Source organism: Novosphingobium humi (assembly GCF_028607105.1).
In the GTDB taxonomy this organism is placed as follows: domain Bacteria; phylum Pseudomonadota; class Alphaproteobacteria; order Sphingomonadales; family Sphingomonadaceae; genus Novosphingobium; species Novosphingobium humi.
The window spans coordinates 1638043-1663066 of record NZ_CP117417.1 but is presented as its reverse complement, the minus strand read 5'-3'; the positions used below and the strand labels follow the sequence as shown (position 1 = coordinate 1663066).

The following is a 25024-nucleotide window of genomic DNA, read 5'->3' as shown; positions in this document are numbered from 1 at the left end:
CAAGAGCAAATTGGAAATCACGCAAAGCCCCTTGCGTTGCGGCCCGTCCGCCGCCATCGAGAATCCATGCGAATAGCCATCATCGATGAAAGCGCGGTCCGGGCCAGCGTGATGCAGGAAGGTCTTGCCCAGCTTGGCGATTGCGAGATCTTCGTGATCACCGAAAGGCGTGGGTTAGTGCGCCGAATTTCGGAAATTGACGCCGATATCGTCTTGATGGACTTGGGAAATCCCAGCCGCGACGTGCTGGAGGAATATTTCGCCGTCAGCCGCGTGCTGGCCCGCCCGATCGCCATGTTCGTCGATGATTCCGACGAGGAATCTATCGGGGCCAGCATCGATGCCGGGGTGTCGGCTTATGTGGTCGACGGCTTTGCCCCGCACCGCATCCGCTCGATCCTCGATCTGGCCATCCGGCGGTTCCACGCCTTCTCGCGCCTGCAAACAGAACTCTCTGTTGCGCAAAGCAAATTGGCCGAGCGCGAGGCCGTGGACAAGGCCAAGCGCATCCTGATGCAGACGCGTGGACTGGGAGAGCCGGAGGCATACGCCGAATTGCGTAAGACCGCGATGAACCAGGGCAAGCGCATTGCCGAAATCGCCGACGCGGTGGTCACCGCGCATAAATTGATGGGAGGCGCAGCATGACGACCAAATTTTCCATCGGTTTTCTGCCTCTGGTCGATGCGGCGCTGCCGATTCTGGCCCATGTCCATGGCTTTGCCGCCGATGAAGGGCTCAGCCTCGAACTGGTCAAGGATGTGAGCTGGGCCACGGTGCTGGACCGACTGCTCTATGGCCATACCGATGCGGCGCATATGGTGGCGCCGCTGGCGATTGCCACGACGCTGGGGCGCGGGCGCCCTGCCCAGCCCTTGTCCGCGCCCTTTGTGCTGGGGCTGAACGGCAATGCGATCACGCTGAAATCCGATCTGGCCGCGCGCGTTGCGCCTGAGGGCGCGCTGGGCGATCCGGCGGCGGTGGGCGCGGCTCTGCGCGAGATTGCGATGGAGCGCAAGGCCGCGGGCCATCCTTTGTGCTTTGGCGTGGTCCATCGCTATTCCAGCCATAATTACATGCTGCGCTACTGGCTCTCGGCTTGCGGCATTCGCCCTGATGAGGATGTGGAGATCTCCACCGTGCCCCCGCCCTTCTGCGCCGATGCGCTGGAGGCGGGCGATGTCGATGGCATTTGTGTGGGCGAACCGTGGAACAGCGTGGCGGTTGAGCGCGGCGCGGGCACGATTGTGCTGGCCACGGCGCAGGTGTGGCGGCGGGGCGTGGAAAAGGTGCTGGCCATGCGCGAGTCGGTGATGGAGGAGCGGCGCGGGGAGGTTGAAGCTCTGATCCGCGCCCTGCATCGCGCCGCGCGGCAATTCGTCGATCCCGAGGCGCTGGTCACCAATGCGGCGATTTTGGCGCGGAGCGAATATCTCGACGCCGATGTCAATCTGATCCAGCGTGCGCTGGGCGACCGGCTTTTGCTGCATAAGGGCGGCGAGCCGATCCATTTCCCCGACTTCATGTTTCAATATCGGGAAGCGGCCAATTTCCCGTGGGTTAGTCAGGCTCAATGGCTCTATTCGCAGATGCTGCGCTGGGACCGCACGCCCTATGATGCGGGCGATGAGGCCAAGGTTGCGCGGGTTTTCCGCCCCGATGTTTACCGCAGCGCGCTGACCGGAACGGATGCCCCCCTGCCCGGCGCCTCGTCGAAGGTGGAGGGCAGCCTGCATCAGCCGATGGTCGTGGGGACACAGCAAGGGCTTATCACGCTGGAAAAGAATGCGTTTTTTGACGGGCGCATTTTTGACCCCCACGATCTGGCCGGTTATCTGGCACGCGACGCCTACGCCAAATAGCGTAGGCGCGGCCGCCGAGGGGAATAAGCGCTTGCCGAAAAATCCCGCCTCGCCGTAAAACCGGCATGCGTTTCGATAGGCCGAACCCAATGACGGGTTTGGCCAACGGAGGCGAAACGCCAGCAAAGTTTCGTGGCAATGGCGCCGCCCGGTCCGTTCCCCAAGGAGGGGGAAGCAGGCCGAGGCGGCTTTTTGCGTTTTACGCCCTGCCCCACAGAGCCCGCGCTGGCGCGAGATAGAACAGCCAACAGAACAGCAACCCGCCCGGGCGGGAACGGGAGAGCTTTGCCTTTGAAAAGGCAAATTTTCCATGAGGGGACGAGCCATGATCCGTTATCTGCTGACCGCCGCGCCGGTCGCGTTGATCGCTACGAATGCCTATGCCACTACGCCTGCGCCCAGGTTTGGCGATCCGGTACCTTTTGCCGATGGCGCGATGACGTTTGACCCGATTGTTGATGCGCGCCTGCGCTGGGAAGATGTCGACGCCACCACCAAGAGCGCGGATGCCGTCACGTTGCGCGTTCGCGCCGGGGCGGAAATCAAGCACAAGGCTTCGGGCCTCTCGGCGCTGGTTGAGGGTACGGGGACAGTGGCGCTCGACGACCATTACAGCGCCTTCCCCTATGCCAACCCCGCCAGCAGCCAATATCGCAGCGCGCAGGCCGTGGTCCCCGATCCGCAGAACGCCGCCTTCAACCGGTTTCAGATCGCCTATCAAAAGCAGGGCATCGGCCTGACCGTGGGCCGCCAACGCATCAATCTGGACGATCAGCGCTTTGTCGGCTCGGTGGCCTGGCGCCAGAACGAGCAGACATTTGATGCGGTGCGCGGCACGGTGAATGGCGGCCCGATCTCCTTGGACGCCACCTATGCGATCAGCCAGCGTTCGATTTTCGGCAATGATGGCGGCCCGCGCAAAGCCTATAACGGCCACTTCATCTTCCTCAACGGCGGGTTGAAGAACGCGCTGGGGTCGATCAAGGGCTTTGCCTATATCCTTGATTACGACAAAACCGCCTTCTCGAACGCGGCGGCGCGCAGCACGCTGGACAGCTCGCAGACCTATGGCGTTCGCGGCAACACCGCCCCGATTAAACTGGCCAAAAACATCAATTTCGTGCTGACCGGCAGTTATGCCAACCAGCGCAATTATGATCGCAACGCGCGGACCTATAATGCCGATTACTACTTCGGCGAAGGGGCGCTCAATGTCATGAACACCACCTTCACCGGGGGTTATGAAGAGCTGGGCGCGGATCGTGGCGCGGCGGGCGGCACGTGGTCATTCCAGACGCCCATGGCCACGCTGCACAAGTTCAACGGCACCGCCGACCTGTTCCTGACCACGCCCGCCAATGGCCTTGCCGACACCTATGTGGGCGTTGCGGGCAAGTTTCCCAAGGTCAAGGCCCTGCCCGGCCTGAACTATGGCGTGACCTATCACTGGTTCGGCAGCGCGGTGAACAGCCTGAAATATGGCGATGAACTGGACGCCCAGATCGGCGTCAGGATCAGCCGGATCACATGGCTGGTCAAATATGCCGATTATCAGGCCAAGGGCTTTGGCGCGGACACCAGAAAGTTCTGGCTGCAAGCGGAATATTCTTTCTAAATCAAAATTCTGCCCTCAATCTTTCGCATCCGCACAAAAACCCTTGCAGATGAAACGCGATGCGGTAAGATCAGCTTGTACATGCATTGGTTCTTCGCCCAGCGTCGGGCGGATTGACCGGAACCATCGCATACCATCCAACATATGCGTGGCAACGAAGCCGCATCGAACCGTCCCAACGGATGGCTTCGTTGCGGCTTTTTTCCGTTGGCGCGCAAAACCTAGGAGTGCCCGAGGTGAATGCCCCCAACCTTGTGAAAATCCCCGAAGGCGATTTGCGCGAAAGGCTTGTTGTGGTCGGCAATGGCATGGCCGGTTGCCGCGCGGTGGAGGAAATCCTCGCCCGCGATGCAGACCGCTTTGCCATCACGATCTTTGGTGCCGAACCGCGCGTGAACTATAACCGCATCATGCTCTCGCCGGTTCTGGCCGGTGAAAAGCAGTTTGACGACATCGTGATCAACACGGACGAGTGGTATGTCGAAAACGACATCACGCTGATCTCGGGCGATCCGGTGGTGGCGATTGATCGCGCCGCACAGACGGTCACGAGCGCTTCGGGTCGCATCGAGGCTTATGACCGCCTGTTGATCGCCACGGGCTCTGAACCTTTCATCATCCCGGTGCCGGGCAAGGATCTGTCGGGCGTGGTGTCGTTCCGCGATCTGGATGACGTGGACAAGATGCTGACGGCAGCCGCCAATGGCGGCCATGCGGTGGTGATCGGCGGGGGCCTGCTGGGGCTGGAGGCGGCCCATGGCCTGTCGCTGCGCGGCATGGAGGTGACCGTGCTGCACCTGATGCCCACGCTGATGGAGCGTCAGCTCGACGAGGCGGCCGGCTGGTTGCTCAAGAGCGAACTGGAACGCCGGGGCCAGACGATCCTGACCGGGGCCGACACCGCCGAAATTCTGGGCAAGGACGGCAAGGTCACAGGCGTCAAATTGAAGGATGGCCGCGAGATCCCCGCCAGCATCGTGGTGATGGCCGTAGGTATCCGCCCTTCGACCGCGCTGGCGCGTCAGGCGGGCCTTGAAGTCGAACGCGGCATCATGGTCGATGATCATATGGTCACCAGCGATCCGGCCGTGATGGCGGTGGGCGAATGCGTTCAACATCGCGGGATCTGCTATGGTCTGGTGGCGCCTTTGTGGGACATGTGCCGCAGCCTTGCCGATGCGGCGGTGTCCACGCCCTCGGGCTACACCGGCTCGGTCACTTCGACCAAGCTGAAGGTTTCGGGGATCGATCTGTTTTCCGCCGGTGATTTTTCCGGCGGGGCCGATTGCGAAGACATCGTCATGCGCGATGCCGCGCGCGGCGTGTACAAGCGCGTGATCGTCAAGAACAACAAGCTGGTCGGCGCGGTGCTCTATGGCGATACCGCCGATGGCTCGTGGTACTTCGACCTGCTCAAGCGCGAGGAAGATGTTTCCGACATCCGCGAAGCGCTGATCTTCGGTCAGGCCTTTGCCCAAGGCGGAGGCGCCCTCGCGGACCCTAATGCCGCCGTTGCCGCCCTTTCGGATGATGCCGAAGTGTGTGGCTGCAACGGCGTGACCAAGGGGACCGTTGTATCGACCATCAAGGGCGGCGCCTGCAGCCTCGACGCCGTGCGCAGCCAGTGCAAGGCCTCGGCCTCCTGCGGCTCGTGCACGGGCCTTGTGGAAAGCCTGCTGAAACTGACGCTGGGCGACGATGTAAAGTCGGGTCCGAAAACGCTCTGCAAGTGCACCAGCTTTTCCCATGATGACGTGCGCCGCCTGATCGTGGAAAAGAGCCTCAAGGCCATTCCTCAGGTCATGCAGGAACTGACGTGGAAGACGCCCGATGGTTGCGCTTCCTGCCGCCCTGCCCTCAACTATTACCTGCTCTGCGCATGGCCGGGCGAGTATGTGGACGATCAGCAGAGCCGTTTTGTCAACGAGCGCATGCATGCCAATATCCAGAAGGACGGCACCTATTCGGTGGTCCCGCGCATGTGGGGCGGTGTCACCACCCCCGATGAATTGCGCGCCATTGCCGATGCGGCCGACAAATATCAGGCCCGTCTGATAAAAGTCACCGGCGGCCAGCGCATCGACCTGTTCGGCATCAAAAAGGAAGACCTGCCCGCGATCTGGGGCGATCTGAATGCCGCCGGGATGGTGTCGGGCCATGCCTATGGCAAGTCGCTGCGCACGGTCAAAACCTGCGTCGGTTCGGAATGGTGCCGCTTTGGCACGCAGGACTCGACCGGCCTTGGCATCAAGGCCGAGCAGATGACCTGGGGTTCGTGGATGCCCCACAAGTTCAAGATCGCCGTATCGGGCTGCCCGCGCAATTGCGCCGAGGCCACGATCAAGGACTTTGGCGTGATCTGTGTGGATTCGGGTTATGAACTGCATGTGGGCGGCAATGGCGGCATCCATGTCCGCGCCACCGATCTGCTCTCCAAGGTGACCACCGAGCAGGAAGCGCTCGACGTCTGCGCCGCCTTCATCCAGCTTTACCGCGAACAGGCATGGTATCTGGAACGCACCGCGCCGTGGATCGAACGCGTCGGCCTCGATTACGTCAAGGCGCAATTGTTCGACGATCCCGAGGCGGTCGCCCGTCTGGCCAAGCGTTTCCACTACTCGCAACAATTCATGCAGGACGACCCATGGGCCCGCCGCGCCGCCGGCGAGGACAGCGAACTCCACCAGCATCTGGCCGAGTTCCGCCCCTTTCCCACCCCCCTCTCCACTGCGCAATTGAAGGAGGCCGCAGAATGATTGGCGACTGGATCGATATTGGGCCGACCACGCAGATCAGCCCCGGCAATGCCCGCACCTTGCCGGTGCAGGGCGGCGAAGAGATCGCCATCTTCCACACGCTGGACAACCAGTTCTACGCGCTGGTCAACAAATGCCCGCACAAGCACGGGCCCCTCTCACAAGGCATCGTGCATGGCAATGTCGTGACCTGCCCGCTGCACAGCTGGAACATCAGCCTGAAAACCGGCGAGGCGCTGGGCGATGACCCTCTGGAACGTGGGGCCTGCGTGCCCACCATCCCCATCCGCGAGGATGCCGGGCGGCTTTACCTCAAGCGCGATGCGCTGGTTTCCGCCAAGGCGCCAGAGGCCATGGCATGAAAAAGGCGGCGATCCGCACCACTTGCGCCTATTGCGGCGTTGGCTGTGGCATCGCCGCCGCGGTGGCGGCTCCCACACAGATCGCCGCCGAGGTGGCGGCCGCCCCCCTGCAGGCAGGAGTGCCGGGGGAGCGCGCCGTCACCATCCTGGGCGACGGTCAACACCCCGCCAACCATGGCCGCCTCTGCTCCAAGGGCACGCATCTTGGCGAAACGGTGGGTCTGGACGGGCGTTTGCTCGCGCCCATGATCGGCGATCAAACGGTGGGCTGGGACGCGGCGCTGGACGAGGTCGCCGACCGAATGCGGGAGACCATCGAGGCCCACGGGCCGGATTCTGTCGCCTTCTATGTCTCGGGCCAATTGCTGACCGAGGACTATTACGTGGCGAACAAGCTGATGAAAGGCTTCATCGGCAGCGCCAATATCGACACCAATTCGCGCCTCTGCATGGCCAGCGCCGTTGCCGCCCATAATCGCGCCTTTGGCGAAGACATTGTGCCCGGCAGCTATCGCGACCTTGAAGAGGCCGATCTGATCCTGCTGGTGGGCAGCAACACCGCATGGTGCCACCCTGTCATCTGGCAGCGGATGGAGGCGGCCCGCGCCGCGCGCGGCACCAGGATCGTCGTGATCGACCCGCGCCGCACCGAAACCGCCGAACAGGCCGATTTGCATGTGGCCGTGGCCCCCGATGGCGACGTGGCCCTGTTCAACGCGCTGCTGGCCGAGATGCATGCGCGCGGGCTGACCGATGATGCGGGGCTGAATGTGCCGCTGGGCTTCTGGGCGGGCCTGCCCTGCGATCCAGGCGTTCCGGCGGCGCAATTTGCCGCTCTGGCCGATCTGGTCGCGGCCCATCCGCGCATGGTCACGCTGTTTTCCATGGGTGCCAATCAATCGGCGGGCGGCACCGACAAGGGCAATGCGATCACCAATCTGCACCTTGCCATGGGCCGTATCAACCAGCCCGGCGCCGCGCCTTTCAGCATGACCGGCCAGCCCAATGCGATGGGCGGGCGCGAGGTCGGCGGGCTTGCCAATATGCTGGCCTGCCATCTGGGCTTTTCGGATAGCGAATTGCGAGACGTTGCCGGTTTCTGGAACACGGCCAACATCTGCTCCGGCCCCGGCAAGAAGGCGGTGGACATGTTCCGCGCCATTCATGACGGGCAAATCAAGTTCCTCTGGGTGATGGCCACCAACCCGGCCGCATCCATGCCTGATGCGGGTTTCGTGCGCGAGGCGCTGGCGCGATGCCCCACGGTGGTGGTGTCCGAGGCGATTGCCGACACCGACACGGGCCGCTTTGCCCATATCCGCCTGCCCGCCCATGCATGGGGCGAAAAGGACGGCACCGTCACGAACTCCGAACGCCGCATTAGCCGCCAGCGCAGCCTGTTCCCCGCCCCCGGCGAGACGAAGGCCGACTGGTGGATCATGGGGCAGGTTGCCGCGCGCATGGGCTGGGGCGATGCCTTTGCCTATGACCGCCCGGCCCAGATCTGGCGCGAATATGCCGCGATGACGGAACTGGCGGTGCGTTATGGTCGGCGGCTGGATCTGCGCGACTATGCCCGGATTTCGGATGCCGATTATGATGCGATGATGCCCTTTCAATGGGGCGGTGATTATCCGCTGGCTGATGGCTACAGCACGCCCGATGGCCGTGCGCGGCTGGTTCCGGTACGCCCGGCGGCGACGGTGGCGATCGATCCGACCTATCCGCTGCGCCTCAACACCGGGCGCTATCGCGACCAATGGCACACGATGACCCGCACCGGCTATGCCCCCACGCTGGCCCAGCACCGGCGCGAGGCTCTGCTGGAAATCCACCCCGATGATGCGATGCTCTATGGCCTGAACGATGGCGGTCTGGCCCGCGTATCCACGGCCAATGGCGCGTCGATCTTTCGGGTTGGCGTGACGGACGGCCAGCGGCGCGGCGACATATTCGTGCCGATGCACTGGACCGATGTGATGGCGGGCGGCGCGCGCGCCAATCTCCTGCCCGCCCAGCGCGTCGATCCGGTTTCGGGCCAGCCCGCCTTCAAGAACACCCCCGCACGGGTGGAGCCGGTGGCCCCCGAATGGCGCGGATTTCTCCTGCTCAAGGAACCGGCGGCGCCTCAGGGGCTTTTGTTCTGGAGCCGGTCGCGGATCAAGGGTGGCTGGCTTTATGAACTGGCCGGGATGGGCGCGGTTTCGGTTGACGGTCTGCTGCCTGCGGGTGAAAGGCTGGAGGTTGCCGACCATGTGCGCGGGATGCGCCGGATCGCGGTTCGCGGCGAGGATGGCGCTCTGGCCGGGGCGCTCTTTGTGACGCGCGAGGGCACCCTGCCCGCCCGCGCATGGATTGCCGAGCAACTGGGCGCCGATGGCGAGGCCACCGAATGGCTGGCCGCCCGGCCCAGCACGCCCGCCCCGGATCGCGGCGCGATTGTTTGCGTCTGTCATGGCGTGGGCGAAAGGGATATTGAGGAAGCCATCTGCGCAGGCGCGTGCAGCGTGGCGGCTATTGGCGAAGAAACGCGGGCGGGCACGAATTGCGGCTCTTGCCGCCCCGCCTTGGCGCGCATGTTGGCAAAGATGATGGAGGCGGCCGAATGAGCCACGATTTTCCCGCAGGTATGGTCTGGCTGGTGGGCGCCGGGCCGGGCGACCCGGAATTGCTGACGCGCAAGGCCGAAAGGCTGATCCGCGCCGCCGATGTGGTGTTCTATGATGCGCTGGTGGGCGAAGGCGTGCTGGCGCTGGTCCGTCCGGGCACGCGCATGGTCAGCGTGGGCAAGCGTTCGGGCCGCCACAGCAAGGCGCAGGGTTCGATCAACGACCTGTTGCTGGAGGCTGCTCTGGCGGGCCAGCGCGTGGTGCGCCTGAAGGGCGGCGACCCGTCAGTCTTTGGCCGCAGCGCCGAGGAGATCGGGCATCTGGCAAAGGGCGGCGTGGTGGCCAAGGTCTGCCCCGGCATCACCACGGCCAGCGCGGCGGCGGCCAGCGCGGGCACCTCGCTGACGCTGCGCGGATCGGCGCGGGGCATCACCTATGTCACTGCCCATCTGCGCGCTGGCGAACCGCTGAAACTGGATTGGGGCACGCTGGCCGCAGAAAGCCAGACCGTGGGCGTCTATATGGGCCGCGCGGCGGCGGGCGAGATCGCGCGTGGGCTGATCGCGGCGGGGCGCGATCCCGAAACGCCGGTGATGGTGGCGGTCAATGTCTCGCGCCCCGATGAACGCTTGATCCGGGGCAAGCTCTCGGCGCTGGCCTTTCTGGTCGCCACGATCAGCGATGATGATCCCACGCTGCTGCTGATCGGCGAGGCGGTGCGGGCCAAGGATTTTGTCCCGACTGCGCCCGAACAGTTTCGCGTGATTGCCAATTGAGCCTCATGCGCCGATGATGGCGCATGGGCGCGATTCCCCGCCCGCAATTCTTGATGGCGAGGGATGCCATGAAAACGATCAGTCTTTGCCTGGGTCTGCTCATTGCGGTGCCTGCCGTGGCGCAGGGCATGGCCAGTGATCGCGCCGATCTGGCCCAGCGACTCTCGCAGGCCGATGCCGATGGCGATGGTCAGGTGACGCGGGCCGAATTTGTCGCCTATCGCGCCGGGCAGTTCGCGCGGTTTGATCGCAATGGCGACGGGTTTATATCGGACGATGATGTGCCGCGCCTGCTGGCAGGCCGTTTCGCCCCCCGCTTGCAGGCGATGCGCCAGCAGTTTGACACCAACCATGACGGCCGGATCAGCCGCGATGAATTCGTCAACGGACCGGCGCGCGGCTTCGATCTGGCCGATGCGAACCACGACAATATCGTCACCGCCGCCGAGATGAAGGCCCTGAACGATAAAAGCAAAGCCATACGCGGGGGCTAAGCCCATGGTTGCGGCGGGGCGATGATATGCGCTACCAAGGATCATGACCCGTTCCCGCAGCCAGCGCAATGCCCCCACGATTGCCGATGTCGCCCGCCATGCCGGTGTTTCGCCGATGACGGTTTCGCGCGTCATCAATGGCGAGGCGGCGGTGCGCGCGGAAACGCGCCAAAAGGTCGAGGCCTCGATTGCGGCGCTGGATTATGCGCCATCGGCGGCGGCGCGGCAATTGGCCGGTGGCGAGGATACGCGCATTGCGCTTGTTTATTCAAACCCTTCCTCGGCATACCTCTCGGAATTTCTGATGGGAAGCCTCGACCGCGCCAGCAGCCTCAACGTGCAATTGATGGTCGAACGATTTGGCGAACAGGCCAGCGTGTCGGACATGGTTGCCCATTTGCGGCGCGGAAGGATCAGCGGGATCATCCTGCCTCCGCCTTTGTGCGAGGCCGAAGCGATGCTGGCGGCTCTGGCGGCCGAAAGCATTCCGTTGGTCGCTGTGGCACCTGGCGTCCCGCGCGAGGACATTGCTTCGGTCTGTATCGACGATTTCGCCGCGGCCCGCGCGATGACCGATCACCTGATCGCGCAGGGGCACCGTCGGATCGGCTTTATCAAGGGCAACCCCGACCAAAGCGCCAGCGAGCGGCGCTATCAGGGCTATCTGGCCGCGATGGCCGAGGCCGGATTGCCGGTCGATGCCGCCACCATTGCGCAGGGCTATTTCACCTATCGCTCGGGCCTGAAGGCGGCCGAGGCAATCCTTGCCGCGCCAAATCCGCCCAGCGCGATCTTTGCCAGCAATGACGATATGGCCGCCGCCACGGTCGCCATGGCCCATGCGAAGCGGCTGGATGTGCCGGGCGATCTGTCGGTCTGCGGTTTTGACGATACGCCGCTGGCCACGACGATCTGGCCTGAATTAACCACCATCCACCAACCCATCAGCGATATGGCGCGAGCGGCGGTGGAGATGCTGGCCCGCATGGTGCGCAGCAAGAAACTGGCTCCGGCCCATGAATGGCTGGATTTCATGCTGATCCGGCGACAATCCGATGCCGGGGTGGTCAAAGGCTCAGAGCGCTCCTGATCGCGGCGGCGTCCTGATCGGTCGGCAGCCATGGGCTGGCCATTCCCCCCTCCGCGCCGAAGAGCGCGTGGACCGGGTCGGTGTTTTTGGCGGCTTGCGTCAATTCGGTTGCCCTTGGGTCATCGACGGGGCCGTTTTGGCCGCGCAGGTGTTTGATCCAGGCGGCGATGGCGCCAAGGATCGCGGGGCAGGAGCGGCCCTGCGCCTGATGGGCGGCCAGCGTGGCGAGCCAGCGCTGGGGGATCTTTTGCGAGCCGTCCATCGCGATCTGGATCAACCGGTGGTTGAGCGCGGGATTGTCGAAGCGCTCGATCAGCGCGTCGGCATAGGCGGCAAGATCCATGCCCTCGGGCGCGGGAATGGTGGGCGCGGCCTCCTCGCGCATCAGGCGCAGCGCCATCGCGCGCAGGACCGGATCGCCAACCGCCTGATGAACATAGGTATATCCACCCGCCAACCCGCAATAGGCCAGCGCCGAATGCGCGCCGTTCAGCATCCGCAGCTTGGCCGTCTCATAGGGCGCGACATCGCCCACGATCTGCGCGCCGACCGCATCCCACGCGGGGCGCGGCCCGGCGAAATTGTCCTCGATCACCCATTGGCTGAAAGGCTCGGTCATCACCACGCCCTCGTCCCGCAGGCCCAGCAGGCCCTCGACCTCGGCCCGGTCGGCATCCGTGGTGGCGGGCACGATGCGGTCAACCATGCTGCACGGGAATGTGCAATGCGCGCCCACCCAATCCACCAGATCGGGAAGATACGCGGCCAGATATTCACCCATCAGGCGTTTGAGCTGATGCCCATTGTCGGCCAGATTGTCGCAGGACAGCAGCGTCAAACCGCCGATCCCCGCCGCCTTGCGCGCGGCAAAGGCATCGGCCAGCAGCGGATAGAAACCCTGCGCGGCCAAAGCGAGATCAAGGCCCCCGTCCGCCTTGCGGCAATAGCCCTTTTCCGTCACGGTAAAGGTGACGATATGCGTGGTCGGAGCGCAAAGCAAAGCTTTGATCCGCGCGGGGTTTTCCGGGGCCACGATCACCTCGGCCACGCTGCCGATGACCCGCAGTTTTGTCCCCTCGCCCGACTTTTCCGCCAGCGTGTAGAGCCCGTCCTGCGGGTTCAATTGTTCGCCAACGGTCGGGCTGCGCAGCGAAATGCCCGCGATCAGCCAGTCGCCGCCGAAAGCCTCCATCGCCCGATCCGTGTACCACGCCTGATGCGCGCGGGTGAAGGCGCCAAGGCCGAAATGGACGATGCCGATGCGCTTGGCCGCCCGATCATAGGCGGGCAAGGCAGCATTGGCGGGCAGATTTTGTGCGGAAATCCGGCTCACAGTCGATAGGCCTTTTTCACCAGATTATAGGTCAGGTCCTGTGCCAATTCGGCGGCTTCCCAATCGGCCATCCGGTGTTCGACCACCATTTGCGCCAGGAAACCGCAATCAATACGCCGAGCCACATCATGGCGCGCGGGGATCGAGAGGAAGGCCCGCGTGTCGTCGTTGAAACCGACGGTGTTGTAGAAACCGGCCGTTTCGGTGGTGGCGTGGCGGAAGCGGCGCATGCCTTCGGGACTGTCGTGGAACCACCATGCCGGGCCGAGTTTGAGGCAGGGATAATGCCCGGCCAGCGGCGCCAGTTCGCGGGCATAGGTCGATTCATCCAATGTAAACAGGATGATGGACAGGCCCGCCTCATTGCCATATTTGTCCAGCAACGGCTTCAAAGCGTTGACATAATCGGTGCGCATCGGAATGTCGGCGCCCTTGTCGCGGCCAAATCCGGCAAACAGCGCGGCATTGTGATTGCGGAACGATCCGGGATGGATCTGCATCACCAGCCCGTCCTCAAGGCTCATGCCCGCCATTTCGGTCAGCATCTGGGCGCGGAACAGTTCGGCATCGGCCGGGGTAAACGCGCCCTTGGCCACGCGGTCGAACAGGGCCTCGGCCTCAGCCGAGGACAGGTTGGCGGTCTGGGCGGTGGGGTGGCCGTGGTCGGTGCTGGTCGCGCCATGGGCCGCAAAAAAGGCGCGGCGCCGGCGATGGGCGGCCAGATAGCCCTGCCATGTCAGGCAATCCTCGCCGGTTATTGCGCTGAAACGCTTGAGATTATCGCGGAAGCCTTCGAACTCGGGATCGACCACCGGATCGGGGCGATAGGCGGTCACCACCCTGCCCTGCCAGCCACCGGCCTTATTCTCGGCCATAATCGCGCCATGATGCGTCAGATCATCGAGAGGGCTTTCGGTCGTCGCGATGACCTCGATATTATAGCGGTCGAACAGCGCGCGCGGGCGGAAGGCGTCGGTCGCAAGCTGCTCGGTAATCGTGTCGAAATAGAGATCGGCCGTCTCGGCGCTCAGCATTTCGGTCATGCCGAAGACCTCGGAAAACACCCAATCCGACCACATGCGCGAGGGCGTGCCGCGATACAAATGCCAGTTTTCCGCCAGAATCCGCCATGCCTTGCGCGGGTCATACGTCGCCTTGGCCGGGCCGATCCCCAGATCCTCGAGCGCCACCCCCTGCGAATAAAGCATCCGGAACAGATAATGGTCCGGGCGCAGCAGCAGCTCGGTCGCATTGCCGAAAGTCTCGTTGCAGGCAAACCAGCTCGGGTCCGTATGCCCATGGGGCGACACAATCGGCAGGCCCGCAACGCCCGCATACAACGCCCGCGCCACCGCGCGAACGCCAGGCTCAGCAGGAAACAATCGGTCAGGATGCAATTCAAGGGGGCGGGGCATGGTTGGGAAATCAATCCTTTAGGGCGGTGAAACGGAAATTGCGGAAACGCGCCTCGCCCTTGCCCGCCGCATAAAGGCCGGGCTTGAGCGCCAGAAAGCCGCCGCGCACATTGTGGTGATAGCCCGACACTTCCATGCCGCGATCAAAGCGGTGCCAGGTCTGGCCGCCGTCGCTGCTGGTATGGATGGCGATGATGTGGCGGCGGTTGGTGATGCGCATTCGCAAGGCTTGGCCATAGGTGTGCGTGGGCCGTCCGCGCTCCATGCCATATTGGTGCGTGACGAAGCGGTCCTTGTCGAAACCAAGGCCCGCATAGAGCCGGTCATCATAGAACAGCACGAGGCCAGCCGTAGCGCCGGGATCGATTTCTATATCGCATTCAAAGCGATAGGACGTGTCGCCCACCGTCAGCAGCAGCGGCGAGCCATCGACCGGCGCAATGCCCTTGGCGGCCAGATGCAGCACGCCATCGGCTACGCGCACCCGCGCCGCCTCATCGCGGGCGGGCCGGAAAAAGGTCCATTTGCTGCCCAAGGCCAGCGCCGCGGAAAAATCATCCGACAGCGCCATGCCATGGGGCAGCGCCTGCCCGCCGCGCGGTTTGGGCAAGGGGCGCGAGAGATCGCCGCCCGTCATGCGCGGCCAGCCATCACCGCCCCACACGACGGAATCGAGCAGGCATTGCCGCCCCAGCGTCCAGAACCCGGCGCGATAGCCATGATAGACCGCCCACCATGACCCGTCCGGCGCATCCACCAGCGAGGCATGGCCCCGGCACCACCACGCCTCTTTATCCGACACGGTGCGCACCAGGGGATTGCCCGGATGATGCTCCCATGGGCCATGGATGGATCGCGAGCGCGCGGCGATCACCATATGGCCGGTGGGCGGGCCAGCCGTGCCGCCCACGGCAGTCAACATGTGGAAATAATCGCCATGGCGCAGGATCTTGGGCCCTTCTGGGCTGAAGCCTTCGACATCCCATGTGTCGGGATAGCGCCATGGGTCATAGACATGCTCTGGCGTTCCGGCCAGCGAGAGGCCATCCTCGGACAGGCGCACCCGGTCGCCCCCCGACAGGAATAACCAGCGCGAACCGTCCTCGCCCACGGCATGACAAGGGTCGATATGGCGCGGCAGGCCGAGCGGGACAGGATCGCTCCACGGCCCGTCAATATGGTCGGCCCAGATAACGAAAGTGTCGTTCTGCTCGGCCTTGACCGGGATATAGAGGAAATAGCGGCCATTATGTTTGGCCAAACTGACCGCCCAGACCGCGCCAATGTTGCGCAGCAGCGCAGGCTTGCGCGGTTGCCAGTTCACCAGATCGCGCGAGTGCCAGATCGTCAGGCCCGGATAGGCGTCAAAGCTGGAAAAGGTCATGTAATAATCCGCGCCGTCACGCAGGATCGCCGGATCGGCCCGGTCGCCCGACAGGATCGGGTTGAGGAACGTGCCATTGCCAAGATCAGGCGCGGCCTGATTGTCGAAGCCCGGTGCAGGGGCGGCATTGGCCTTGGCGCCCATGCCTGCGGCCATCGCAGTCAGCCCGCCCGCCATAAGCGCGGCGCGGCGGTCGATTTGGAAACTCATGCCGGTTTCACCAACCCCGCTGTTTGCGCCCAGTTAAGCCAGAGCTGGGGCCAGATCGCGACCGGCTTGCCCGCCGCATTGCGCAGGCCAAAACCATGGCCGCCTTGTTCAAACAAATGGCATTCCACCCGCGCCCCTTTGGCCTTCAACGCATCGCGCAGGGCCAGCGTATTGCCCACCGGCACGGCTGGATCATCCTCAGCGTGAAGCAGGAAATGCGGGGGCGGGTTGGCCGGAATGTTGCGGTCGGGCGAATGGGCCGCCTCTTGCGCCGCGCTGGGATGATCGCCCAGCATTTCCCGCCGTGATCCGGCGTGGGCCAGAGGGGGCGTCATCGAGATGACCGGATAGACGGGCGCGGAACAGAAAGGCCGCGCGGGCAAGGCGTCCGCGGCATCAATGGGCGCATAGACCGCCGCATCAAAACGCGAGGACAGATCGGCGCACAGATGCCCGCCCGCCGAAAAGCCCATCGAGGCCACGCGGGCGGGATCAATGCCATATTGCCCAGCACGGTGGCGGATGATGCGGATCGCCCGCTGGGCGTCGATCAGGGCCGTATCGGGGCCGCTGGCCCATCCCTCGCCCGGCAGGCGATAGAACAGGACAAAACAGGTAAAACCGCGCGCCGCCAGCCAGCGGGCCATTTCATAGCCTTCGCGGTCGATCACCACGCGGACATAGCCGCCGCCCGGCGTGATCAGCACCGCCGCGCCATTGGGCTGTTTCGGGCGGAACACCACCATGCGCGGATGCGAAATGCCGTGGATCGCGCGGTCGGGCAGAGCGGGATCTTTCGACCTTTCGACAATCTCCTGCGTGATCGGGTGCAGGCGCCCCGGCCCCGTCCCGCCCGGCCATAGCGAGATGACCTCTGGCGCATCGGGCAAATCATCGGATGGGGTGGCGGGCGGAGAGGCCATCATTCCCTCCGCCCGCCATGGGGCCGCCCCCGCGAGCAGGCTCGATGCCAGAAGCGTCCTGCGATCCATCATCATCGAACACATCCTTTATCCGGCCCGCACGGGGGCAGAAGTCCCGGTATTTCCGCTACTTAATATTTCCAGCGCGCGCCGAATTGGATCGTGCGGCCGAAATGGTTGTTTTCATAGTTACGCGTCGCGCTCGCATCGGTGTAGCGATAGCGATAGGTGTCGAGCAGGTTGTTGCCGTCGAGCGAGAGTTCGACGCTGTCGGTCAGCTTGTAGCGCACCGCCGCGTCAAAGCTGGTATAGCTGCCGTAGCCTTCAAACACGTTGCCCGTGCCGCTGGTGCTGTCGTTGAACGGCCCGCGATAGCTGAGCATCCCGCGGATGCTGAACTTGCCGTCGTCATAATAGAGCGTGGCGTTCCACGCCGTCTTGGACACGTTGAGCAGCGTGGCCGGATAGACCGCATTGACACCCACCAGCGTGCAGGCCGACGTGGCCGTGGCGCGGGTGCAGGCATTCGTGGCCGGGCCGGTGATCGTGTAATTGGCGTTCGACTTGATCAGCGTTACGTTGCCCTGAAAGCCGATATTCTTCAGCTTGCCGGGCAGGAACTTGAACGGCATCTGCAATGCCAGCTCCATGCCCTGAAGGCGCGCGCCGCTGCCGTTCACATTGGCCGTGATCTGATAGATCTGGTTGGGGTCAAAGTTGATATAGGCCGGCGAACTGGTCGGCAGCGCGCTTTGCGGCAGGCCGGTCGAGGCAAAGGTCGCCGCATAGCTGGACGAGATCGGGAAGCTGGCGATGTCTTTCTGGAACACGGCCAGCGAGATCACCGACTGGGGCGCGAAGTAATATTCAACCGCCAGATCGTAATTGGTGGCGCGATAGGGATCGAGCTGCGGGTTGCCATAGCTGATCTTGTAATTGAACCCGTCGATCGAGCCGCCCGGCGTCAGATTGCCCAGCGTCGGGCGCGTCAGCACCTTGGCATAGGCCGCGCGAATGATCACCTTGGGATGCGGATAGAAGGCAAGATTGGCCGAAGGCAGCCAGTCGCCATAGCCGCGCTGCACCGTCACGCTGTTGCCCGAAAGGATGCCGGTCGATTTCTGGCTGGTATAGGCATAGCGCGTGCCCATGTTGCCGCCAAATTCCAGCCCCAGCAGGCGGCCCTTGAAATTGGCCTCGAAATAGCCGCCCGAGGTGGTTTCCTGCACCGAACGCACATTGCCGCTGTCGAGCGTGGGGGTGCGGCTGTAAAGCTTGGTAAAGGCCGTGGTGGCGGGCAGGTTGGCCACGATCCAGCTGCTGGTCGTGCCCGCAGGCTGGCCCGCATTGCCCAGATTGACCGTGTCGACCATGGCGCTGGTCAGCGGGAAGCCATAGGTGCTCGACGAACAGGTCAGCGTGCCCAGCACAAGGTCGGAACCGCTGCTGCCGCACACCGCGCTGTCGCGCAGATAGGCCACCGAATCAAAGTTGAACCGGCGCCAGACGCCGCCCGCCTTGATGGTGAAGCCTTCGGCCACATCCCAGTTCACATTGCCCTGCACCGTCTTGAACCGGTTCGTGACATTGGAGGGGCGGTCGCGGATTTCGGCCAGCTGGAACTTGGACGGATCGGTCACGCTGTCGCCATAGGAAATGACGGGCGAGGCCATGTTGCGGTAATCATAGGTGAAACCATTGGCGCTGCGATTGTCGAGCAGCATGGTGGTTTCCAGCGGAATATCGGCGTCCGATTTCGAAATGCCGCCCAGGATCTTCACCTTCAGCTTGTCGGTGATGTCCTGATCCAGCGTCGCGCCGATCTGATAGAAGGTGGTGTTCGATTGGCGCAGGTAATGTTCGGTGCGGACATAGGCGTGGTTGAACGTGGCCGCGACCATGTTGTTGTTCGCGTCATAGACGGGATTGACCACGTCAATCGACTTTTCATTCGAACGGGCCAGCACTTCGAGCCACTTTTCCTCGCGGTTTTCCTTGAAGCGCGAGAAGAGCGCGTCGATCGAGAGCTTGGTGTGGTCGCTCGGCTTGAACTGGATCGAGCCGGTCAGGCCCAGACGTTCGCGCTCGTGGCTGATTACGCCATAGCGCGGAATGCGCGGGTGAAACGACAGGCTAGCCTGATCGCAGGTGCTGCTGGGGCGATAGCTGCCGGTGTAATTGGTGGGAACGCCGCCCGTGGCGCCGGGCACTGAATAGAAGCAGTTCGTGCCGTTGACCGAGTTGAAATAGGCCTGCGCCCAGCGCACCGAATTGTTGCCCAGTTCCAGCGTGCTGGTCTTGGAATAGGCGGCCGAGATATTGGCGCCGAAGGTGCCCTCGTCATTGCGCCAGCTCAGCAGGCCCGCCAGACGGGGGCCAAGGTTCTTGGACAGATCATTATAGCTGCCCTGAACATTGGCCACAGCTGTCAACCCTGCCTTGCCGCCCAGCGGGTTGCCGGTGTTGAGATCCACCACTGCGCCCAGCGAACCTTCATCGAGCGAAGGCTCGGCGGTTTTGTGGACGACCAGATTGGTGAAGAGTTCCGAGGCGAAGACGTTGAAATCGAACGAACGGTCGCGGTTGGCGCTGGCGCCATCGGACGAGGTGGCGACGGTTTCAAGGCCGTTCACCCGAACGCGGGTGAATTGCGCGCCAAGACCGCGCACGGTGATCGCGCGACCTTCGCCGCCATCGCGCTGGATCGAAATGCCGGGAATTCGCTGGAGCGATTCGGCAAGGTTCTGGTCCGGGAACTTGGCGATGTCTTCGGCCACGATGGCATCAACAGCGGCCACCGAGTTCTTTTTCAGGTTGAGCGCGGCTTCGAGCGAACGGCGGAAGCCGGTGACGACAATGGCCTCTGGCGCGGGCGCATCGGCGCCGGGCGCAACAGGCGCAGTCTGCGCATAGGCGGGCGCGGCCAGCGCCGTGCTCGCGGCCAGCGCCAGACGCAAAGCTGTAAAACGTGTGACGGTATGAGGCATTATAACTCCCCCTTGAACTCCCTGTGGGCGGCGATGCGCCCCAATCCTCAATCCATGCCCCACGGGATTGCTACCGGTGTCATAAGAGGGAAGCGCGAATCGCGTTTCCACCGCCTTTTGCATCCAGATCCCTGCCCATTGGGGCCAATTTATTCTCACAAGATGTTGCTGATCAACGTTTTTAAATTCCGTTGAACGGAAACCCTTGTCCGATTTGGTAACCGGTGTCATAAGTCTTGGCATGAGGCCCCAGCCTCTGTCAAGAACCACCAACAATGAAGCCCCACAGGAGAGGCCCCGGTGACATTTTTGCCCACCCCCGTCGTTCGTCATGCCCGTTTTCTGCTGGCCGCCGCGCTTTTGCCGCTGGCCGCGCCCATCTGGGGCGAAACGCCCAATGCCCCCGCCGCCGCCAATTTCGCCCATCCCGCCGACCCCACCAAGGGTGGCGCAGGAGGCCGAATCATCCGCGTGACCACTCTGGCCAAGGATGGGCCGGGATCGTTCAAGGAGGCCATTGAGGCCAAGGGCCCGCGCATTGTCGTTTTCGAGGTCGGCGGCGTGATCGACATGGGCGGCACCGAACTGGTCATCAAGGAGCCGTACCTGACCATCGCCGGGCAAACCGCCCCCTCGCCCGTCACGCTGATTCGCACCGGCATCGACCTGCACGGCCATGACGTGATCATCAGCCACCTGCGCGTCATGACCGGCGCGATGGACAAGCCGCATTACTCGGGCTGGGAGCCGGACGCCTTTTCGACCGTTGCCGCGCACAATGTGGTGATCGAACATTGCTCCTTCTTCTGGGCCATCGACGAAAACATGTCGGCCAGCGGCCCGCGTTTCAGCGGCAAGAATGTGCAGGAGTGGCGCGCCAACACCAGCCATGACGTTGTTTTCCGCGAAAACCTTGCTGCGGAAGGCCTCGCTTTTGCCAGCCATTCCAAGGGTGAGCATTCCAAGGGCTCACTGATCCATGACAACACCACCAACATCACCTTCTACCGCAATGTCTGGGCGCATAATGTCGAGCGCAGCCCGCTGGTAAAAGGTGGCGCGCAGGTCGCGATGATCAACAACATCATCTATAACCCCGGCCACCGCGCAGTGCATTACAACCTGATGGCGCTGGAATGGGCAGGACACGATTATGTGACCGGCGAGATCACGGCGGTGGGCAATGTGATGCGCGGCGGTAATCAGACCGATCCTGGCCTGCCGTTCCTGATGCTGGGCGGCGACGGGGATCTGGCCTATTACGGCCATGACAATCGCGCGGTGGACCGCCATGGCAATGCCCTGCCGATGTTTGGACGCTATGGCGAGACGAAGGCCAAACTGATCACCTCGGAAAAGCCGCTGGCCAAGCTAGACGGCTACACGATCCTGCCCTCGGGCGATGTCGAAACCAGCGTTCTGAACACGGTGGGCGCGCGGCCATGGGATCGCGACCCTCAGGATATCCGCGTGCTGTTCTTTGTGGCCGAAGGGCGCGGCGACATCATCGATGATGAAAAGCAAGTCGGCGGCTATCCCCATGCCGCTGAAAAACGCTCGCCTTTTGTCGAGGCAGCCTGGGATCTGACCACGATGACGCCCAAGAACGGCATCTATCCGGGCCAGAAAGTCGGCCCCCAGGAAAAGCTGAGCGATCGCGACAAGGCGATGCGGCTGGGCGGCGTCTGATGCCGGCGGCGGTCCTTCTGGCCGCCGCGCCACAGCCCCGCCGGATGGAGTTCCGGCGGCGCACGTTGGATGTGGGGGCCGCCATCGGCCTCCACATCATCGCCCGTGTCGGGCCGGGCGTCACCGCCGATCTTTATGACGGCACCAATGTCGGCATCCGCCAGAGCGGCAAGGTGCCGCTGGCGCTGATCATCACTTATCCGGTCAAACCTTAACTACCCGGCTGTACATAGGGAGCGGTGGCCCACATGGCCCTCTCCCACCCGCGCGGGTCATTTTCGACGCGCGGATTTTCGCTCATCAGCATGGTGGCGCGCTCGGACAGACGGTAGGGTGCCCAACTCCCCTCACCTGTTTTGGCCATTTTGACAAAGGCGCCTTGCAAGGCATCGCGCGTGGCCCGTGCGCCCATGTCCGTGCCGCTGAAACTGCCCGGCGCGTCCAAAGTGCCGAAAACATAAGGTATGTCATCCGTATGCGCCGCCCCGCGCAAAGGATCGAGCGGTGATCGGCGGGTCAGACAATAGACCCAGGTCTTTTCCGCCCCCGCCGCAGCGCGCGCATCGGCCTCGATCACCTGCCCGGGCCAGCTGCGCCCCGCCGTGGTCGCCGCGTAATAGACCTGCTGTGCGCTCCATTCAGGATGATGGGCGCGATACTGCGCGATCACATAGGCCGGATCGATGTCGATCTTAACCTCCGCCGCCATCCGCCCGGCGATATTGTCCCAATTCAATCCGCGCAATTTGGGCCCGCGCGGATCGAGAAAGGCCCGCGTTTCCTCGATCACATTGCCAAGGATCATCGGTATGCCCAAGGATTGCGGCGCGGCATCGGGCCAGAACGGATGGCGCGGCAGATTGGTCATGTCGAGCACCGGACCGAAATAGGCCGAACCGCCCATGATGGGATCGGTCGCGCCCAGCCCTTCGACAAAGCGTTCGACGGGCAGATGGCGCAAGGCTTCGACATCGCCCTGCGCGATTTTGAGCCGGTCGAAAAAGGCCCGCGTGCGCTCCCATGCATGGGCGGGGCCGCTGGCGACCACCTGCTGTCCGCTCATCGTGGCCGCGCCATGGAACAGGCCGCGCGCGGCGGGCATGGCCATCAGCGTAGCGATCTTGGCCCCGCCGCCTGATTGGCCAAAGGTGAAAACACGCGAGGAATCGCCGCCAAAGTGATGAATATTCTGCCTGATCCATTGCAAGGCGCAGATCAGGTCGAGTTGCCCGAGATTGCCGCTGTCGGCAAATTGCGCCCCCAAAGGTTGCAACCACAAATAACCCAACGCATTGAGGCGATGGTTGACCGTCACCACCACCACATCGCCTTGGCTCGCCAGATGCTGGCCATGGGTCAGCGGGTCGGTCACGCTGCCGGTGGTATAGGCGCCGCCGTGGAAATAGACCATGACCGCGCGGGCCGCCTTGGGGTTGGCCTCCGGCGTCCAGATGTTGAGGAAGAGGCAATCCTCCGACTGCGGCTGATCGCCCATTGCGCGTTGGGGGCAAATGGGCGCGAAACCTGTGGCCATGGTCTTTTGAACCGACAGAGGCTCAATCTGCGGAGGCGCAAACCGGGCGGCGCGGGCATAGCGGATGCCCTTGAAAGCCTGCACCGCGCCTTCGCGCAGTCCCAAATAACCAGCGGCTTGCGGATCGCGGGCGCGCGCCCATGCCGGCGCGGCGACAATGGCCGCCGCGCCGGTGATCACGCCCCGGCGGGTGGCCTTAACGCCGCACATCGCCCGAATTGCCTGTAAATCCTTCGATTTCCGCGCGCGGCAGGCGTAGCCAGTCGCCGTGGAGGGAATGTTTGAGCGCATTCATCGCAAGGCCGAGCTGCGCCATCTTTTTGGCGTCGCCGCCCTCCAGCCAGCCTGTCAGCACGCCCGCCGCAAAGGCATCGCCGCTGCCCACCCGGTCGATGATGTCGGTGATCTCGATCTCCGGTGTCTGGTGCCGATCCTCGCGCAGGTCCACGCGGGCCGAGAGGCGGTGGTGAGTCTGCGTGATCGGATGGCGGGCAGTGCTGGCCATGACCTGAAGGTTGGGGAAGGTGGCAAAGGCGGCCTCGACTGCCTCGCGCCGCCGTTCCGCGCCGTCGCCGGAAAAGGGCTTTTGCAAGAGCAGCGTCATGTCGCGGTGGTTGCCGAACATGATTGTCGCCTCGGCCAGCAATTCGAGCAGGATCTCGCGCGGATTGCTGTCCCAGGCGGCCCAGAGACGCTCGCGGAAATTACAGTCGAAACTGACCGGAACACCAGCGGCGCGGGCCGCCTTGATCCCGGCGCGGGCGAGGTCAACGCCCCCCGGCCCCAGCGCGGCGGTGATGCCCGAGATGTGGAACAGCGAGGCACCATCCAGCGCCGCGGCAAAGTCGAACTCCTCCGGCCGCGCGGTGGCAAAGGCCGAACCGGCGCGGTCATAGGTGATCGCGCTGGGGCGCAAAGATCCGCCAACCTCTAGGAAATACAGGCCCATGCGCCCATCTCCGCGCACGAAATGCGCAACATCAACCCCCGCCCCGGCCAGCGCCGCCCGCGCCTTGTCGCCCAGCGCATTGGCCGGAACCTTGGAGACAAACCGCGCCTGATGCCCCATCGCCACCAGCGCAACGCCGACATTAGCCTCCGCCCCGCCGATGGTCAGGTCGAGCGACTGCGCATCGGCAATCACCCGGCCCGCAGGCGTGGCGAAACGCAGCATCACCTCGCCGAAACAGACCACGGGGCCAGAACGAGCCTTGGTCATCGCGCCAGCCAACCGCCGTCAACGGCCAACACATGGCCCTGAACATAATCGGCCGCATTGCTGGCCAGAAATACCGCCGCGCCGCCCATATCCGCCGGGCTGCCCCAGCGGCCTTCGGGGATGCGCTCCATGATCTGGCGGTTGCGGGATTCGTCCGCCTGCAAAGCCGCCGTATTGTTGGTGGCGATATAGCCCGGCGCGATGGCGTTGACGTTGACGCCCTTGCTCGCCCATTCGCAGGCCAGCAGCTTGGTCAGCCCCGCCACGCCCGATTTCGACGCGGTGTAGGAGGGCACGCGGATGCCGCCCTGAAAGCTGAGCATCGAGGCGATGTTGATGATCTTGCCGCGCTGGCCGGTCTCGGCATGGTTCGCGATCATATGGCGACCGGCGGCCTGCGACAAAAAGAACACCGATTTGAGATTGGTGTCGACCACCGCATCCCAGTCTTCCTCGGTGAAATCCACCGCATCGTTGCGGCGGATGATCCCGGCGTTGTTGACCAGAATGTGCAATCCGCCCAGCTTTTCAACAGCCTGCGCCACGACATCGCCCACAGGCGCGATGGTCGAAAGGTCCGCGCCGATGATCTCGGCCCGGCGCCCCTCGGCCTTCACCAGCGCTGCGGTTTCCTCCGCCGGTGTCCGGCCCACCAGCGCCACATCGGCCCCGGCGGCGGCCAGCGCCACAGCGATCCCCTGACCGATGCCCGTATTGGCACCGGTCACCACGGCCACGCGGCCGGTCAGATCAAAGCTCATCATGG

General features: G+C 63.7%; 19 protein-coding genes. 11 read left to right on the top strand and 8 right to left on the bottom strand.

Going from position 1 to position 25024, the window contains the following annotated elements:
- The first annotated feature begins 66 nt into the window (after window positions 1-66).
- The 9 genes from PQ457_RS07760 to PQ457_RS07720 all read left to right on the top strand — a co-directional run bounded on the left by PQ457_RS07760 (window position 67) and on the right by PQ457_RS07720 (window position 11564).
- Complete coding sequence (locus PQ457_RS07760; protein WP_273619273.1) at window positions 67-648, top strand: ANTAR domain-containing response regulator; 582 nt, start codon at window positions 67-69, stop codon at window positions 646-648.
- The gene (locus tag PQ457_RS07755; protein ID WP_273619144.1) at window positions 645-1862 is read left to right on the top strand and encodes an ABC transporter substrate-binding protein; all 1218 of its coding nucleotides are present in this window, start codon (window positions 645-647) and stop codon (window positions 1860-1862) included. The genes PQ457_RS07760 and PQ457_RS07755 overlap by 4 nt, the downstream gene beginning before the upstream one ends.
- A gap of 325 nt (window positions 1863-2187) precedes the next feature.
- Entirely contained in the window at window positions 2188-3477 is a 1290-nt protein-coding gene (locus tag PQ457_RS07750; RefSeq protein ID WP_273619143.1) for an alginate export family protein, read from the top strand.
- A gap of 182 nt (window positions 3478-3659) precedes the next feature.
- Window positions 3660-6233 carry a nitrite reductase large subunit NirB gene (gene nirB, locus PQ457_RS07745; RefSeq protein ID WP_420540975.1) on the top strand — a complete coding sequence of 858 codons (2574 nt, stop codon included), beginning with the start codon at window positions 3660-3662 and terminating at the stop codon, window positions 6231-6233.
- Window positions 6230-6595: a nitrite reductase small subunit NirD gene (nirD, locus tag PQ457_RS07740; protein ID WP_273619142.1), complete on the top strand. Its 366-nt coding sequence runs from the start codon at window positions 6230-6232 to the stop codon at window positions 6593-6595. The genes nirB and nirD overlap by 4 nt, the downstream gene beginning before the upstream one ends.
- On the top strand, window positions 6592-9204 hold the full coding sequence (locus PQ457_RS07735) for a nitrate reductase (protein ID WP_273619141.1): 2613 nt from the start codon (window positions 6592-6594) through the stop codon (window positions 9202-9204). Before nirD ends, PQ457_RS07735 begins: the two co-directional genes overlap by 4 nt.
- Entirely contained in the window at window positions 9201-9980 is a 780-nt protein-coding gene (cobA, locus tag PQ457_RS07730) for a uroporphyrinogen-III C-methyltransferase (RefSeq protein ID WP_273619140.1), read from the top strand. The genes PQ457_RS07735 and cobA overlap by 4 nt, the downstream gene beginning before the upstream one ends.
- A 68-nt stretch (window positions 9981-10048) precedes the next feature.
- Window positions 10049-10474, top strand: a complete 426-nt coding sequence (locus PQ457_RS07725; protein WP_273619139.1) for an EF-hand domain-containing protein — start codon at window positions 10049-10051, stop codon at window positions 10472-10474.
- A gap of 43 nt (window positions 10475-10517) precedes the next feature.
- Window positions 10518-11564: a LacI family DNA-binding transcriptional regulator gene (locus PQ457_RS07720; RefSeq protein ID WP_273619138.1), complete on the top strand. Its 1047-nt coding sequence runs from the start codon at window positions 10518-10520 to the stop codon at window positions 11562-11564.
- On the opposite strand, the gene PQ457_RS07715 is transcribed toward PQ457_RS07720, so the two are convergent.
- The 5 genes from PQ457_RS07715 to PQ457_RS07695 are packed head-to-tail and all read right to left on the bottom strand — an operon-like array spanning window position 11542 to window position 19816.
- On the bottom strand, window positions 11542-12897 hold the full coding sequence (locus PQ457_RS07715; RefSeq protein WP_273619137.1) for a mannitol dehydrogenase family protein: 1356 nt from the start codon (window positions 12895-12897) through the stop codon (window positions 11542-11544). The genes PQ457_RS07720 and PQ457_RS07715 overlap by 23 nt on opposite strands.
- On the bottom strand, window positions 12894-14312 hold the full coding sequence (gene uxaC, locus PQ457_RS07710) for a glucuronate isomerase (protein WP_273619136.1): 1419 nt from the start codon (window positions 14310-14312) through the stop codon (window positions 12894-12896). The genes PQ457_RS07715 and uxaC overlap by 4 nt, the downstream gene beginning before the upstream one ends.
- Before the next feature lie 10 nt (window positions 14313-14322).
- Window positions 14323-15906: a family 43 glycosylhydrolase gene (locus PQ457_RS07705; RefSeq protein WP_420540974.1), complete on the bottom strand. Its 1584-nt coding sequence runs from the start codon at window positions 15904-15906 to the stop codon at window positions 14323-14325.
- On the bottom strand, window positions 15903-16904 hold the full coding sequence (locus PQ457_RS07700) for an alpha/beta hydrolase (protein ID WP_273619135.1): 1002 nt from the start codon (window positions 16902-16904) through the stop codon (window positions 15903-15905). Before PQ457_RS07700 ends, PQ457_RS07705 begins: the two co-directional genes overlap by 4 nt.
- Window positions 16905-16960: 56 nt before the next feature.
- The gene (locus PQ457_RS07695) at window positions 16961-19816 is read right to left on the bottom strand and encodes a TonB-dependent receptor (RefSeq protein WP_273619134.1); all 2856 of its coding nucleotides are present in this window, start codon (window positions 19814-19816) and stop codon (window positions 16961-16963) included.
- Window positions 19817-20116: 300 nt separating this feature from the next.
- Here PQ457_RS07695 and PQ457_RS07690 point away from each other — a divergent pair, with 300 nt between their 5' ends.
- Complete coding sequence (locus PQ457_RS07690) at window positions 20117-21505, top strand: pectate lyase family protein (protein WP_420540973.1); 1389 nt, start codon at window positions 20117-20119, stop codon at window positions 21503-21505.
- The gene (locus PQ457_RS07685; protein ID WP_420540972.1) at window positions 21505-21720 is read left to right on the top strand and encodes a hypothetical protein; all 216 of its coding nucleotides are present in this window, start codon (window positions 21505-21507) and stop codon (window positions 21718-21720) included. Before PQ457_RS07690 ends, PQ457_RS07685 begins: the two co-directional genes overlap by 1 nt.
- Here the strand turns inward: PQ457_RS07685 and PQ457_RS07680 are convergent.
- Genes PQ457_RS07680 through kduD form a run of 3 tightly spaced genes read right to left on the bottom strand, consistent with a single transcriptional unit; the run spans window position 21717 to window position 25022 of the window.
- A complete protein-coding gene (locus tag PQ457_RS07680) occupies window positions 21717-23249 on the bottom strand; it encodes a carboxylesterase/lipase family protein (protein ID WP_273619133.1) in 1533 nt (510 codons plus the stop codon). The genes PQ457_RS07685 and PQ457_RS07680 overlap by 4 nt on opposite strands.
- Window positions 23236-24258, bottom strand: coding sequence for a sugar kinase (locus PQ457_RS07675; RefSeq protein WP_273619132.1), 1023 nt, complete (start codon window positions 24256-24258; stop codon window positions 23236-23238). Before PQ457_RS07675 ends, PQ457_RS07680 begins: the two co-directional genes overlap by 14 nt.
- Window positions 24255-25022 carry a 2-dehydro-3-deoxy-D-gluconate 5-dehydrogenase KduD gene (gene kduD, locus PQ457_RS07670; protein ID WP_273619131.1) on the bottom strand — a complete coding sequence of 256 codons (768 nt, stop codon included), beginning with the start codon at window positions 25020-25022 and terminating at the stop codon, window positions 24255-24257. Before kduD ends, PQ457_RS07675 begins: the two co-directional genes overlap by 4 nt.
- Window positions 25023-25024: the final 2 nt, after the last annotated feature.